The organism is Roseibium sp., from assembly GCF_050301095.1.
Classification (GTDB): domain Bacteria; phylum Pseudomonadota; class Alphaproteobacteria; order Rhizobiales; family Stappiaceae; genus Roseibium.
The window spans coordinates 1-13165 of record NZ_JBNKYW010000240.1 but is presented as its reverse complement, the minus strand read 5'-3'; the positions used below and the strand labels follow the sequence as shown (position 1 = coordinate 13165).

The following is a 13165-nucleotide window of genomic DNA, read 5'->3' as shown; positions in this document are numbered from 1 at the left end:
CGCGTCGCCGATAAAATCCAGAACCTCGCCGCCCTGTTCCAGGATAGCCCCGGCGGTGGCCTCAAAATAGGTGTTCAGCCAGGTGAGGTAAGCATCGGGTCCGAGAGCCTCGGCGATGGCAGTCGAGTTGCGCATGTCGCTGAAATATATGACCGCATCGATGGTTTCGCCGTCTCCGTGACGGATCTGGCCGTTCAGCACCTTGTTGCCGGCAATCCTGCCCAGATAGGTTTCGGCGATCGTCCGGCTGATCTGGCCTTCCATCGTCGCCCGCGCCGCCAGGGCCAGCCGCTTCTGGATGTAGCGCAGCGCCATCAGCGCGTCCTCGGAAAACCCGTCTTCGGCCCGTGTCGCCCAGCTGACGATGATCCCGGCAGTCGAGGTTTCGTCCATGATGGCGGGAATGTCGAATTCCGTCGGCAACACGAAATAGTCGGTGTAACCGGCCTCTGACAGTCTGGACAGCAGGGGAAACTCAAACGGCGCATTGGCATGTGTCAGGCGCCGCCGCAACATCGGCTCCCTGCTCAGCATGATGGCTCGGATCGGGCTTTGCAGCCAGTCCTCGTTGTCTTCTTCCGTGTGGGTGATCTGCTGGTGCTGCAGCTCGTTGCCATGTTCCCAGACGGCCGATTCGGCCTGGATCAGAGGATGCAGCGTCGACCAGCCGATCATGGCCCGATCGACCGGAACGTGACACTGGCGCAGCTTCTCGCACATTTGCGCGAACATCGAAGCCATGTTGGGCGAGCCGAGGGCCTGGCCGATAAGCCAGTCCTCGACGCCGTCTATTTCCGCCATGCTGATCATGGTTTCAAGTTACTGGCCTTTTATGTCCGTTTCCAGATGGTTGGAGGCGTCGGGGTAATTATGAGCGCGGAACGGTGGCCACCTGACCAGGCGGTACGATCAGCCAGTTGACGACGGCATCGGGCATGTCGCCCGGAACCTGGTAGCTGAAGGATTTCTTGCCACCGCGAACAGCGTCCGGGTAATAGCGCAGGATCTCGGGAAGGGGTTTCTCACTGTCGCCGCGCCAGACAATCATCAGGCCCTTCTTCTGAACGTCGGCGATGTCGATCCACGGGCTCAGGCGCAGGTCGTGAAGATAGAACATGGACGGACGCCCGGGCGCGTGGAGCGTGACATTGGCGGCTGACCACATGTCGCCGGCCACATAGGCAAGCTCCGTTCCCGTTTCCGCTTTCCAGATCCTGGCCAGACCCTGCGCAACGGCTTTTCCGGGATAGTGCATGCGTGTCTGCTTGTGCTTCCAGTAGGGTTCCAAGACAGCCTGGCCGAAGATCACACCGAGGAAGATCGCCTGAATGGCGCAGGCTGCCGCAAAGGCACGGCGCGGGAAAGACCAGAGGGCGGGCAGAGCCAGATACCGGACAGTCAGAATGCCGGACAACACGAACATGGGCGTGCCCCACATGTGCTCGAACTCGCTGCCGGTGACCGCCGACGCGAGCAGCACGACGGCAAGCGGCACGAAAGCGAACCAGAGCAGGAACCCGTCTTCATTTCCGGAAAACTGCTGCCGGAAATCGGTCAGGCGTGACCGGAAGGCCTTCAGGCCCGACCAGCCGAGGCCGGCAAGGACGGCGAGAAACAGGCCGGCGTGGTTGCCGATCTGGGCGGCGAGGAAATTGCCCGGATTGAAAATGTGGTCGAAGACTGACTGGGCGGGTTTGCTGCGGCTGGCGGCATATTGAAGGGTGAGGAAGTCGGTGTCGACCAGCCAGAGAACGTGAGGCACGAGCAGCAGAAGGCAAAAACCCGCGCAGAGCCAGGGGCCGGCGGAGGCCAGGTGCCTGCGGGCATCGGCAAAGACGAGCGTGTAGAGTCCGATGGTGCCGATCAGAAGCAGGACGAAATACTTGGTGTAGAGGCCGAAAGCCGCGAGCGCGCCGAGTACCAGCCAGTCCGACAGGCGGCCTTTTTCGATTGCCCGGTGGAACAGCAGCATCATGCCCGCCCAGACCGGGATCTGCAGGATGTTCGGATTGAACTCCGGCATCGGCAGGGTGAAGTAGAAGGTGACGCTGGTCAGCACGAGCGCCCAGAAGGCCTGCCAGGCGGAAAGGCCGAGGCGAAGCGCCAGTTTCCAGATCAGGAGATAGCCGAGCCCTGCGCTCAGGGCACTGAGCCAGTAGCCGCCGAAATAATGCCCTCCGGTCAGCCGGTAGGTCAGCTCCAGCAACCAGGCCTGCATCGGCGGATGTTTGGTGTAGCCGAGTTGCAGTTCGCGGCCCCAGGCAAAACCTTCCACCACGTCAAGCGGCGGGTTCGGAAAGGTCAGGGTCGGGATCAGGGCATAGAGCAGGCAGAGAGTGCCAGCGTACCAGAGAGCTGCGCGGGGAGCGGTCATGTTTAAGGTCGGATCCCGGTCATCAGGTTTCTGCAGGGTGGTGGGAAAAGGCCCACAGCCTGGCGGCAAGGAAGGTGAGGGCGGGCACGATCGCAATGGAAAAAAGCAGCCCCGTCATTTCCGGCCAGGGCGTCAGCTTCAGCCAGAGCGAGAGAATGGCCGAATTGAGCAGGAAGCCGGACACGGAAATGATCAGAAAGCGAATGATGCTTCTGAATGCCGTTCCTTTCTGACGCAAATGCGCGAAGCTCCAGAAATAATGGCCGCCGAAGGACACCCAGAAGGCGACAAGATAGCCGCCCAGATTGGCCGCCAGAGGAGGCAGCGCACCGCTTGCCAGGAGGCTTGAGGCCACGGCGGCATGCGTGAGCGTCGCGATGACGCCCACGACCGCGAATTTGCCGGCAGAGGCCGTTTCCGTCCTGAGCTTCCGGTACTTGACGTCAGTTGTCATCTGCGTCCTTTTCCGTTTGGCGCTCGCCGGTCTGAACACCGCCTTCGATGATGTCCTGAATGACGTAGACCGGACGCTGTTTGGCCTCGTTGAACAGGCGGGCGATGTATTCGCCGATCATGCCGATCGACAGCAGCTGGATGCCGGAGAAAAACAGGATGGCCACCATCAGAGAGGCGTAGCCTGGAACATCGACGCCGGATACGAAAACCCGCAAGGTGAGGTAAAGCGCATAGGCGAAGGCGATCAGCGAGACCAGCACGCCGCCATAGAACCAGACCCTGAGCGGCAGGGTCGTAAAGCCGGTCAGGCCGTCCAGTGCGAAATTCCACAGTTTCCAGTAGTTGAACTTGCCGGTTCCGGCCTTGCGGGCCGGGCGCTCGTAAGGGATCGCCATGGCGGGAAAACCGACCCAGGCAAACAGGCCCTTCATGAACCGGTTGCGTTCCGGAAGCCTTAAAAGCGCGTCGATCACCGCGCGGTCGATGAGGCGGAAGTCCCCGGCGTTTGCCGGCATCTCGATGTTGGCGAGCCGGTTGAAGAGCCGGTAGAACCAGCCGGCGGTCGAGCGCTTCATCAGCGTGTCGGAAGACCGGTCGACCCGGAGGCCGTAGACCACGTCGTAGCCCGCGCGCCAGCCGTCGAGCATCTGTAAGATGAGCTCGGGCGGGTCCTGCAGGTCGGCGTCGATGATGACGGCAATGTCGCCCCTGGCGGCCTCCAGGCCGGCGGAAAGAGCTGCTTCCTTGCCGAAGTTTCTGGAAAGGCCGATGAGCCGGCCCGGCAGTCCGTCCTTCAATTGCGCGGACAGGGTGTCGGCCGTGCCGTCACGGCTGCCGTCGTCGATGAAGATATATTCGTAAGCGAGCCCGGTCCGCTCCAGAACCGGGCGTGTTGCCTCCAGGAAATGAGGAAGGACGTCCTGTTCGTTGTAGACGGGAACGATGACGCTGAGCAGAGGTGCGGGAGGCCGTGAGCCCTGTCGTCTGGTAAGATAAACTTGCGCGGCCGCTTTGGTGTCCATGGAGGCTTTCGAAACTTTGGGAGCCCGTTGAAGTCGGCGCAAACTGCCGCAATTTCATGAAAAAGACCAGCCCAAGACGACACCGGCCGCGGAAAACCGAAGGATCTGCTCCGGTTTCGTGCCGGAGCCTGTCTCCACGCCTGAAAAACCATCGGGCGCAACCGGCTTTTTCGGCGCCACCGTGGTGGCGGAAGGACAAACGGGGCTGAATTGAAAACGGCGCCCTCCGGGGCGCCGTTCGATATCGCAGATCTGATCGTAAGGTCTTAGACCAGAGCACCATGGCAGTGCTTGAACTTCTTGCCTGAACCGCATGGGCAGGCCTCGTTGCGGCCGACCTTGCCCCACGTGGAGGGATCGTTCGGATCGCGTGCTGCCGGAGTACCGAGTTGTGCTTCCGCAAGGGCGATCTCGTCCTCGCCTGTCAGCGGATTGACGTGGTGCGCGTGCATTTCCGGCTCCGCCGGCATTTGCGGCGGCTGTTCGGTGACCAGCTCCACCCGCAGCAGCTGGGCGGTGGTCATCTGGCGCAGTTGTGCCAGCATGGATTCGAACAGCGTGAAGGCTTCCGTCTTGTATTCCTGCAGCGGGTCGCGCTGGGCGTAGCCGCGGAACCCGATGACGGAGCGCAGGTGGTCCAGATTGGCGAGATGCTCGCGCCACAGGTTGTCGAGGGTCTGAAGCAGGACGGCCTTTTCCACCTGACGCATGATGTCCGGTGTGTATTTGGCCACCTTTTGAGCCATCATTTCGTCGGAGGCACGGCGCAAACGGTCCTTCACCTCTTCTTCGGCGATGCCTTCCTCGGCGGCCCAGTCCTTGATCGGCAGGTCGAGGTTCAGATATTTGCGCACCTCTTCCTGAAGCCCTTCGGTATCCCATTGCTCGGGATAGGCGCGCTCGGGAATATGAGCCGCCACAAGGTCGTCGATGACGTCGTGACGCATGTCGGCGACAGCGTCCTGAATGGCCTCGCTGTCCATGAGTTCGATGCGCTGATCGAAGACCACCTTGCGCTGGTCGTTCATCACGTCGTCGAATTTCAGAAGGTTCTTGCGGATGTCGAAGTTGCGTGCCTCGACCTTCTGCTGAGCCTTTTCCAGAGCCTTGTTGATCCACGGGTGGATGATGGCTTCGCCTTCTTCCAGTCCCAGCTTCTGGAGCATGGAATCCATGCGTTCGGACCCGAAGATGCGCATCAGGTCGTCCTGCAGGGACAGGAAGAACTTGGAATGGCCGGGGTCGCCCTGGCGGCCGGAACGGCCTCGCAGCTGGTTGTCGATCCGGCGGCTTTCATGGCGTTCCGTGCCGATCACATAAAGACCACCCGCTGCCAGGGCCTTCTGCTTCAGCTCGTCCACCTCCGCGCGGATCTGCGCTTCCTTGGCGGCGCGTTCCGCGCCATCGGGCATGTCGCCGAGTTCCATCTCGATCTGCATGTCCGCATTGCCGCCGAGCTGGATGTCGGTGCCGCGGCCGGCCATGTTGGTTGCGATGGTAACGGCGCCCGGAAGACCCGCCTGCGCCACGATGAAGGCTTCCTGCTCGTGATAGCGCGCGTTCAGGACCGCGAAGACCTTGGTCTTACCGTCCTGCTTTTTCTGCGCGGCAGCGAAGGCAGCCGGATCGCTCAGGTCGATCTGCTTGTAGCCGTGCTTTTTCAGCATTTCGGCAAGAAGTTCAGACTTCTCGATGGAGGTGGTGCCGACGAGAATCGGCTGGCCGCGCTCCTTGCAGTCGTCGATCAGCTCGACGATCGCGTTGAATTTCTCCTGAACCGTCCGGTAGACCTCGTCGTCGTCGTCGATGCGCTGGACCGGCAGGTTGGTCGGGATCTCGACGACTTCCAGCTTGTAGATGTCGGCGAATTCATCCGCCTCGGTCGAGGCCGTGCCAGTCATGCCGGCCAGCTTGTCGTACATGCGGAAGTAGTTCTGGAACGTGATCGAGGCCAGCGTCTGGTTCTCGGGCTGGATGCGGACCTTTTCGCGTGCTTCCAGGGCCTGGTGCAGGCCTTCGGAGAAACGGCGGCCCGGCATCATGCGGCCGGTGAACTCGTCGATGATGACCACTTCGTCGTTGCGGACGATGTAGTCCTTGTCCCGCTGGAACAGCTTGTGCGCCTTGAGCGCCTGCTGGAGGTGGTGGACGACCGCGACGTTTTCCACGTCGTAAAGGGACTCGCCCTTCAGAAGACCTGCTTCGCCCAGCAGGTTTTCAAGCTTCTCGTTGCCGGCTTCGGTAAAGGTCGCGGAACGGGCTTTCTCGTCCAGTTCGAAGTCCTCGCCGGTGAGATGCGGGATGAAGGCATCGACCGTGTTGTAGAATTCGGAGCGGTCTTCCAGCGGGCCGGAAATGATCAGCGGCGTGCGGGCTTCGTCGATCAGGATCGAATCGACTTCGTCGACGATGGCGTAGTGATGTCCGCGCTGAACCATCGACGGGCGGTCGTGTTTCATGTTGTCGCGCAGATAGTCAAAGCCGAATTCGTTGTTGGTGCCGTAGGTCACGTCCGCCGCATAGGCGTCTCGGCGCTCCTCGTCCGAAAGACCATGGGTGATGCAGCCGACGGTAAGGCCGAGGAACTTGTAGACCTGCCCCATCCAGTCGCTGTCGCGCTGTGCCAGGTAGTCGTTCACGGTGACGACGTGAACGCCCTTGCCGGAGAGGGCGTTGAGGTAGACTGGTGCGGTCGCGACCAGGGTCTTGCCTTCACCGGTGCGCATCTCCGAAATCTGGCTGGTATGCAGCACCATGCCGCCGATCAGCTGGACATCGTAGTGTCTCTGGCCAAGCGCTCGGCGCGCCGCTTCACGGACCGTGGCGAAGGCCGGAACGAGAAGGTCATCGACGCTTGCTCCGTTCTTTAGCTGATTGCGGAATTCGTCCGTCCGGGCCCTGAGTGCCTCGTCCGACAGGGCCTGAATTTCCGGTTCCAGGGCGTTGATCTGATCAACCTTTGCCCGAAATGCTTTGATCTTCCGGTCGTTCGCCGAACCGAAAATCTTACGTGCTAAAGCGCCAAGGCCAGCCATGTGGCGGTCCTTCCTTTAAGGCGGCGCCACCTGGCAATCCGGCGCCTGCCCATGAAATCGTCTCAATTGCTGTCCACGTTGCCGCCAAGCGCAACGCGCTGGCCGGTGAACGCGGCCGAAAAGATGCCATCCGGCCCGCAGGCAGGAACGCCCGACAGATAAGAGGGGGCTCAATGCTTGTCAACGCTGCTGGAATGCGCAATGTAGCCACGCCCCCCTTAAAAGGAGGGATGAAAGATTATTGTTCCTATACGTAAAGGACTTCTCATGTTCCGATTCCCGATGCGCAGGCCGGTCCAGGCACTCGCCGTTTCTCTTCTGGCCCTGTCGCTTGGATCCGCGTCGCTGTCCGCCGCCGAACCGGACGACGTGGTCGCGAAAGTTGGCGATGCGGAAATCACGGAAGCCGATATTGCGTTCGCCGCCCGTGACATCGGCAAGGAATTGCAGCGCTTTCCGCCGACCCAATGGCGCCAGCTCCTGCTCGACGCCGTTGTCGACATGGAACTTCTGGCGCAGGCCGCGCGCGCGGAAGGCATCGATCAGGACCCGGATTTCAAGAAACAGCTGGAATTTCTGGAGCTGCAGGCCCTGCGCAATGCCTACCTCGCCCAGAAGGTGGCCGGGAGCGTCAGCGAAGACGAGGTCAAGGCTGCCTATGAAAAGGAATTCGCCGACTTCGAAGGTCCGGAAGAAATTCGTGCCCGTCACATTCTGGTGAAAGAGAAAGCTGAAGCCGAAGCGCTCATCAAGGATCTGGACGGCGGAGCCGATTTCGCCGAACTGGCCCGCGAGAAATCCACCGGCCCGAGCGGCCCGAACGGCGGAGATCTCGGCTATTTCGCCAAGGGTCAGATGGTGCCCGCCTTTCAGGATGCCGCCTTTGCTCTGGAGCCGGGCGCCTATACCAAGGAACCCGTCGAAACCCAGTTCGGCTGGCATGTCATCAAGCTGGAAGACAAGCGCCGCCAGGAAAAGCCCGCACTTGAGCAGGTGGAGGCCGGTCTGCGCCAGAAACTGATCCGCGAGCGTTACGATGCCAAGATGGCGGAGCTCAAGGAAACGGTGAGTGTCGAGATCCTCGACGAGGAACTGGCAAAACCCGCCGAAGAAGGTGAAGCAGCCGCAGAAGGCGAGAAGACCGAATAAGTCCCGCCACCCCGGCAACGATCCTGCCCGGCAGCGGTCCGCTGCCGGGTTTTTTGCGCCTGCACGACTTTCCGATCGAAAAGGCTTGCGCTTGCCGTGCGCTTGTGGATAGGGACTCCTGACTGCAATCGTGACCGGGACAGCCTGAATGTCGACGACCGTTTCTCCTCTCGCGCCGAAATCCTATCCTGACATGCCGGACATCGAAGGCGTTCAATTCGCGACCGCTGCCGCCGGTATCAAGTACAAGGGCCGCACCGACGTGCTGCTGGCAACCGTCCCGGAAGGAACGGCCGTGGCGGGTGTCTTCACCCGATCGAAATGCTCCTCCGCGCCGGTGGACTGGTGCAAGGACCGGGTCGGAGGCGGCAAGGCGCGCGCGCTTCTGGTGAACTCGGGCAATGCCAACGCGTTCACAGGCAAGAAGGGCAAGGCGGCCGTCGAACTGTCGGCGGACATCGTCTCCAAGGCGCTCGGCTGTACGGATGGTGAAATTTTCCTGGCGTCCACCGGCGTGATCGGCGAACCGTTACCGGCGGAAAAATTCGCCGATGTGGTGGATACGCTGAAGAACGGTCAGGGCAACGCAAACTGGCTGGATGCCGCAAGGGCGATCATGACCACGGACACCTATCCGAAGGTGTCGACCGCCAGTGCCGAACTGGACGGCGCAACGGTTCTGATCAACGGCATGGCGAAGGGCGCGGGCATGATCGCACCCGACATGGCGACCATGCTGTCATTCATCTTTACCGATGCCGCGATCGCGCCCGATGTGCTCCAGGCTCTGCTCAGCGGTGAAACCGGCGGCAGCTTCAACGCGGTCACCGTGGACAGCGATACGTCGACGTCGGACACGGTGCTTCTTTTTGCAACCGGAACGGCGGCGGCACGCGGTGTCTCGCCCGTCGAGACCCTGGATGATCCGCGCGTGGAGATCCTGCGGGCGGCGCTCGGAGACGTGATGCTCGATCTGGCGCAGCAGATCGTGCGGGACGGCGAAGGCGCGCGGAAATTCGTCGAAGTGCGCGTTGAGGGCGCCGAGAGTGACGCCTCCGCCAAGAAGATTGCCCTTTCGATTGCCAATTCGCCGCTGGTGAAGACGGCGGTCGCCGGAGAGGACGCCAACTGGGGCCGGGTCGTCATGGCCGTCGGCAAGGCCGGGGAACCCGCCGACCGCGACCGTCTGGCAATCTGGTTCGGCGATGTCCGGGTGGCGGTCGAGGGCGAGCGTGATCCGGACTACAGCGAGGAAGCGGCCTCCGCGGTCATGAAGGAACAGGATATCGTCATCCGGGTGGATCTCGGCCTCGGGGCGGGACAGGCGACGGTGTGGACCTGCGACCTCACCAAGGAATACGTCGCGATCAACGGCGATTACCGGAGCTAGGGTCTGAATTTCGGACCCTTCCGCCTTTGCATTTCCTTCGGAGTTTTCCCAGGCCCCGGGCTGGTTTTCTTAACGAAGGTCACGCGGTTTTCTCAAACGGGATCTCAACCATGACCAAAATCGTGCTTGTCGCGGCCTGTGCCCTTGTCGATGTGGACAACCGAATTCTCCTGGCGCAGCGGCCGGAGGGCAAGTCCATGGCAGGACTATGGGAATTCCCCGGAGGCAAGGTCGAAGAGGGCGAGCGGCCGGAGGAAACCCTGATCCGGGAGTTGAAAGAGGAACTCGGAATCGAGGTTAACGAAGCGTGTCTGGCGCCCCTCACTTTTGCAAGTCACTCTTATGAAGATTTTCATCTGCTTATGCCACTTTACATCTGTCGAAGGTGGAGTGGTATTCCGCAGGGCCGTGAAAATCAGGCCTTGAAATGGGTTCGCGCCCTCAAATTGAGGGAATATCCGATGCCGGCGGCCGATGAGCCTCTGATTCCCCATCTGTTGGAGGCAGTTTGAAGCATCTATTGGTAGCCCGTTGGGGGAGTGAATGCGAGTTCGAACTCAGATCATTGCAGGCCATGTGCCGGCACTTCGTTCCGTGGTTCGGAATTTCCGCCGGGACGAAAGCGGCGCGACTTCCATTGAATATGCCCTGATTGCGACCCTTATGTGCGTTATCGTCATCGGTGCGCTGACGGCACTGGGAACCACCTTGTCCGACAATTTCCTTCTGGGCGTTACAGGCGCCATAAGCGACGCCATGGCCTCAAAGGGCTGATGCCAAACGACATTGACGGGAGCGCTTCCAGGCGCTGGTAGCCCGGTCAGTCCCTTACCTTCTGCTCATCGACGCCGAGTGCGTCTGCCAACCGCGCCTTTGCCGATCCGGGGCGCAGCGGTTTCTGCTGGCTTTCATGCGGGGCCCAGCCCGACAGCGTTACAAGGGCGAAACTTGCCCTGATCCTTCCGTCCGCATCTGCATGATTTTCCGCATAGAGTTCGGCTGCCCGCAACAGCACTGCTTTGGAGAGCGGCTTGTGGCTGCGGTCCTTCAGGACAGACGCCGCGCCCATGGAGCGCAAGTCGGCCAGCAGCGCGAACATCGTGTCGTAGCGCACCGTAACCGTGTCGAGATCCGTAACCGGGAGTGCGAAACCCGCCCTTTGCAGCAAGCTGCCGAGGTCACGTGTGTCGGCGAAGGGCAGCACACGCGCCGCTGCCCCGCCCTTGATTTCCAGTTCCGCCCTGGTGAGGCTGTCGCGCAATTCCGTCAATGTGCCTGCGCCCGGCAGCGTGGCGAGGAAGAGACCGTCCGGAGCTAGTGCCCTGCGGATCTGGATAAGGGTCCCCGGCAGGTCGTTGACGACTTGCAGGTTCAATGCGGAAACGATGAGGTCGACGGACTGGTCGCCGAATGGCAGCAGGGCATCGTCCACAACAAGGTCCGGCGCCGGCAGGTTCGGGTCGGGCGTGAAGAGATCTGCCCGCAGGATTGTCGCCGCCTTGCCGGAATTCCGGATTGCGTTCGACACAAGGCCGGTGTGCCCTCCAAGGTCGACCGCGGTCCGGAAAGACCGGTTGATCAGCGAAAGCCTGTCTTCCAGATCCTCGGCAACCGCCTTGAGCAGAAAGTCCGCGCCGGGCCGTGCCGTCTTGAGGGCGCGCTCGCGGAACTGGCGAAAAAGACGGCGGTCAAACAGGTCAGGTTGGGCGCTCACGGGATTCTCGGCCTTTGTCAGGTGCTTGGCGGTCACATATGGTATCTGTCCGGCAAGGTCAAAGTTTGTTCCGCCGGGACGTCCGTTTCACGTCTTCTGACAAATGAAGCAAGTTGAAACGGCTACAGGGAAACACGCCGCTCTGACGGCTTTCGCGAGGAGGGGGAGGAAATTGCATCCGGCGGCAACGCGTCTCGCCTCAGTTCCGGGTCCGGCCGCCAGGCTGGTTCTCGATTTCCTGCTGCCTCCGCGCTGCCTGACCTGTGATGCCAGGGTTTCGGAGGTGGACGGATTATGTGCGGACTGCTGGCAGAAGGTGCAATTCATCGAAAAGCCGCTGTGTCATCGTCTGGGGTTGCCGTTTTCGCATGACATCGGTGACGGCGCATGGAGCCCACAGGCCATTGCCAATCCGCCGCCGTTCGACCGGCTGCGCGCGGTTGCGATCTACGACGGCGCTGCGCGGGACCTTGTTCTGGGCCTCAAGTTCGGCCGGCGCCGGGATCTCGCCCGGCCAATGGGCCGGTGGATGGCGCGGGCGGGCAATGAGTTCCTCGACCGGGAGAGCATTCTTGTTCCGGTTCCCCTGCACTGGTTCCGGCTGTTGACGCGGCGTTTCAACCAGTCCGCAGATCTTGCCCGGGCGGTTGCTCAAACATGCGGCGGACAGTTCGAACCGGGGCTTCTGAAGCGGCGCAAACGGACCCGTCAACAGGTGGGACTGACGGCTAAAGAGCGATGGAAAAATGTCCGCTCCGCTTTTTCCGTCGATCCGGCCCGGCGGGGGGACCTTCTGGGCCGTCACGTCGTTTTGATCGACGATGTCATGACGACAGGTTCGACTGTTGCTGCCTGCAGCAAGATACTCCTTTCCGCAGGGGCGGCCTCCGTAGATGTGCTGAGCTTCGCGCTTGTTGATCCTTCACATACGTCTTCCACGGAACCCGCTACGTCTTGACGGATACTCCCCGCTCTTGAGTTTTTGCTGAATGACCGCATATAACCCCGGTGTTTTCGTCGCGGCTGAAGTAAATGCCAGCCGTTTCGTGTAAGTGGAAGGATCGGAATGAATGTTTGACGTGGTGATCTACACACGCCAGCTTTGCGGCTTTTGTACCGCAGCCAAAAGGCTGCTCGACAAGAAGGGTGTTGCCTACACCGAGCATGACGCTACGTTCAATCCGGCGCTACGCCGGGAAATGATTCAAAAGGCGAACGGCCGGGCCACGTTCCCGCAGATCTTCGTCGGCAAGACCCACGTCGGCGGCTGCGACGATCTGCACAACCTGGAACGGGCCGGCAAGCTGGACGTGCTGCTGGCGTCCTGAGTTAGTATAAGATCCGAACATTCAATTCCGGCGGGCACGATGAGTGGTCGTTGGTCATACCAACCGGAGGAACCGCGTCCGCATGTCCGCATTCACCGCAGCATGTGTCCAGCTCCGCAGCGGCAAGTCCGTCGCGGACAATCTCAAGGTGGCTGAAGACCTGATCCGGGCGGCCGCGAAGGACGGTGCGCAATACGTGCAGACGCCGGAGATGTCGAACCTGCTGGTGCGCAGCCGCGAGGAACTGCTGGAAGAAATTCGCGAGCCGGCGCGAGATCCGTTCCTGCAAAGGGCACAGGTGCTGGCGTCTGAACTCGGGATCCATCTTCATCTCGGCTCGCTGGCGGTCTTGAGCGGCAACGGCAAGGTTGCCAACCGCGGGTTTCTGATCGCGCCCGACGGCCGCATTCTCGCCAGCTACGACAAGATCCACATGTTCGACGTGGATCTGCCCAACGGAGAAAGCTGGCGGGAATCGGCAACCTATGAGCCTGGCACCCAGTCGGTCCTTGTGGACCTTCCCTTTGCCCGGGTCGGAATGGCGGTTTGTTACGACATTCGCTTTCCGGCGATCTTCCGGACCCAGGCCAGGGCCGGTGCACAGGTGTTGACCGCTCCGGCCGCCTTCACCCGTCAGACTGGCGAAGCCCATTGGCACGTGCTGCAGCGCGCCCGAGCCATCGAGAACGGCGTCTTC

13 protein-coding genes are annotated in these 13165 nt (G+C 61.4%); 7 read left to right on the top strand and 6 right to left on the bottom strand.

Going from position 1 to position 13165, the window contains the following annotated elements:
* From ACQY7U_RS21030 to secA, 5 genes are all read right to left on the bottom strand, one after another.
* Positions 1-801, bottom strand: an 801-nt coding sequence (locus ACQY7U_RS21030) for an adenylate/guanylate cyclase domain-containing protein (RefSeq protein ID WP_428648885.1), incomplete at its 3' end; no start/stop codon positions are given.
* A 67-nt stretch (positions 802-868) separates the two neighbouring features.
* On the bottom strand, positions 869-2374 hold the full coding sequence (locus ACQY7U_RS21025) for a glycosyltransferase family 39 protein (protein WP_428648883.1): 1506 nt from the start codon (positions 2372-2374) through the stop codon (positions 869-871).
* A gap of 22 nt (positions 2375-2396) precedes the next feature.
* Positions 2397-2828 (bottom strand): GtrA family protein, encoded by a 432-nt coding sequence (locus ACQY7U_RS21020; protein WP_428648881.1) that lies wholly within the window; start codon positions 2826-2828, stop codon positions 2397-2399.
* A complete protein-coding gene (locus tag ACQY7U_RS21015) occupies positions 2818-3852 on the bottom strand; it encodes a glycosyltransferase family 2 protein (RefSeq protein ID WP_428648878.1) in 1035 nt (344 codons plus the stop codon). Before ACQY7U_RS21015 ends, ACQY7U_RS21020 begins: the two co-directional genes overlap by 11 nt.
* 266 nt (positions 3853-4118) lie before the next feature.
* The gene (gene secA, locus ACQY7U_RS21010) at positions 4119-6887 is read right to left on the bottom strand and encodes a preprotein translocase subunit SecA (protein WP_428648875.1); all 2769 of its coding nucleotides are present in this window, start codon (positions 6885-6887) and stop codon (positions 4119-4121) included.
* A 267-nt stretch (positions 6888-7154) separates the two neighbouring features.
* On the opposite strand from secA, the gene ACQY7U_RS21005 reads away from it, so the two are divergent.
* The 4 genes from ACQY7U_RS21005 (at position 7155) to ACQY7U_RS20990 (ending at position 10200) form a co-directional block, all read left to right on the top strand.
* On the top strand, positions 7155-8036 hold the full coding sequence (locus ACQY7U_RS21005) for a peptidylprolyl isomerase (RefSeq protein ID WP_428648872.1): 882 nt from the start codon (positions 7155-7157) through the stop codon (positions 8034-8036).
* Between the two features lie 148 nt (positions 8037-8184).
* Positions 8185-9426, top strand: coding sequence for a bifunctional glutamate N-acetyltransferase/amino-acid acetyltransferase ArgJ (gene argJ / locus ACQY7U_RS21000; protein ID WP_428648869.1), 1242 nt, complete (start codon positions 8185-8187; stop codon positions 9424-9426).
* A gap of 110 nt (positions 9427-9536) precedes the next feature.
* On the top strand, positions 9537-9938 hold the full coding sequence (gene mutT / locus ACQY7U_RS20995; RefSeq protein WP_428648866.1) for an 8-oxo-dGTP diphosphatase MutT: 402 nt from the start codon (positions 9537-9539) through the stop codon (positions 9936-9938).
* Between the two features lie 31 nt (positions 9939-9969).
* Complete coding sequence (locus ACQY7U_RS20990) at positions 9970-10200, top strand: Flp family type IVb pilin (protein ID WP_428648864.1); 231 nt, start codon at positions 9970-9972, stop codon at positions 10198-10200.
* 46 nt (positions 10201-10246) lie between these two features.
* On the opposite strand, the gene ACQY7U_RS20985 is transcribed toward ACQY7U_RS20990, so the two are convergent.
* Positions 10247-11140: a class I SAM-dependent methyltransferase gene (locus tag ACQY7U_RS20985; protein WP_428648861.1), complete on the bottom strand. Its 894-nt coding sequence runs from the start codon at positions 11138-11140 to the stop codon at positions 10247-10249.
* A gap of 172 nt (positions 11141-11312) precedes the next feature.
* Between ACQY7U_RS20985 and ACQY7U_RS20980 the strand changes: the two genes are divergently transcribed.
* The 3 genes from ACQY7U_RS20980 to ACQY7U_RS20970 all read left to right on the top strand — a co-directional run.
* A complete protein-coding gene (locus ACQY7U_RS20980) occupies positions 11313-12098 on the top strand; it encodes a ComF family protein (RefSeq protein ID WP_428648859.1) in 786 nt (261 codons plus the stop codon).
* 112 nt (positions 12099-12210) lie between these two features.
* Entirely contained in the window at positions 12211-12468 is a 258-nt protein-coding gene (grxC, locus tag ACQY7U_RS20975) for a glutaredoxin 3 (RefSeq protein WP_428648857.1), read from the top strand.
* 82 nt (positions 12469-12550) lie between these two features.
* The coding region (locus tag ACQY7U_RS20970; RefSeq protein ID WP_428648855.1) for a nitrilase-related carbon-nitrogen hydrolase at positions 12551-13165 on the top strand (615 nt) is incomplete at its 3' end.

What these genes read in the sequence shown, in the direction of transcription:
- ACQY7U_RS21025 (WP_428648883.1), bottom strand. Translation starts at nt 2,374, where the DNA reads ATGACCGCTCCCCGCGCAGCTCTCTGGTACGCTGGCACTCTCTGCCTG.
- ACQY7U_RS21020 (WP_428648881.1), bottom strand. Translation starts at nt 2,828, where the DNA reads ATGACAACTGACGTCAAGTACCGGAAGCTCAGGACGGAAACGGCCTCT.
- ACQY7U_RS21015 (WP_428648878.1), bottom strand. Translation starts at nt 3,852, where the DNA reads ATGGACACCAAAGCGGCCGCGCAAGTTTATCTTACCAGACGACAGGGC.
- secA (WP_428648875.1), bottom strand. Translation starts at nt 6,887, where the DNA reads ATGGCTGGCCTTGGCGCTTTAGCACGTAAGATTTTCGGTTCGGCGAAC.
- ACQY7U_RS21005 (WP_428648872.1), top strand. Translation starts at nt 7,155, where the DNA reads ATGTTCCGATTCCCGATGCGCAGGCCGGTCCAGGCACTCGCCGTTTCT.
- argJ (WP_428648869.1), top strand. Translation starts at nt 8,185, where the DNA reads ATGTCGACGACCGTTTCTCCTCTCGCGCCGAAATCCTATCCTGACATG.
- mutT (WP_428648866.1), top strand. Translation starts at nt 9,537, where the DNA reads ATGACCAAAATCGTGCTTGTCGCGGCCTGTGCCCTTGTCGATGTGGAC.
- ACQY7U_RS20990 (WP_428648864.1), top strand. Translation starts at nt 9,970, where the DNA reads ATGCGAGTTCGAACTCAGATCATTGCAGGCCATGTGCCGGCACTTCGT.
- grxC (WP_428648857.1), top strand. Translation starts at nt 12,211, where the DNA reads ATGTTTGACGTGGTGATCTACACACGCCAGCTTTGCGGCTTTTGTACC.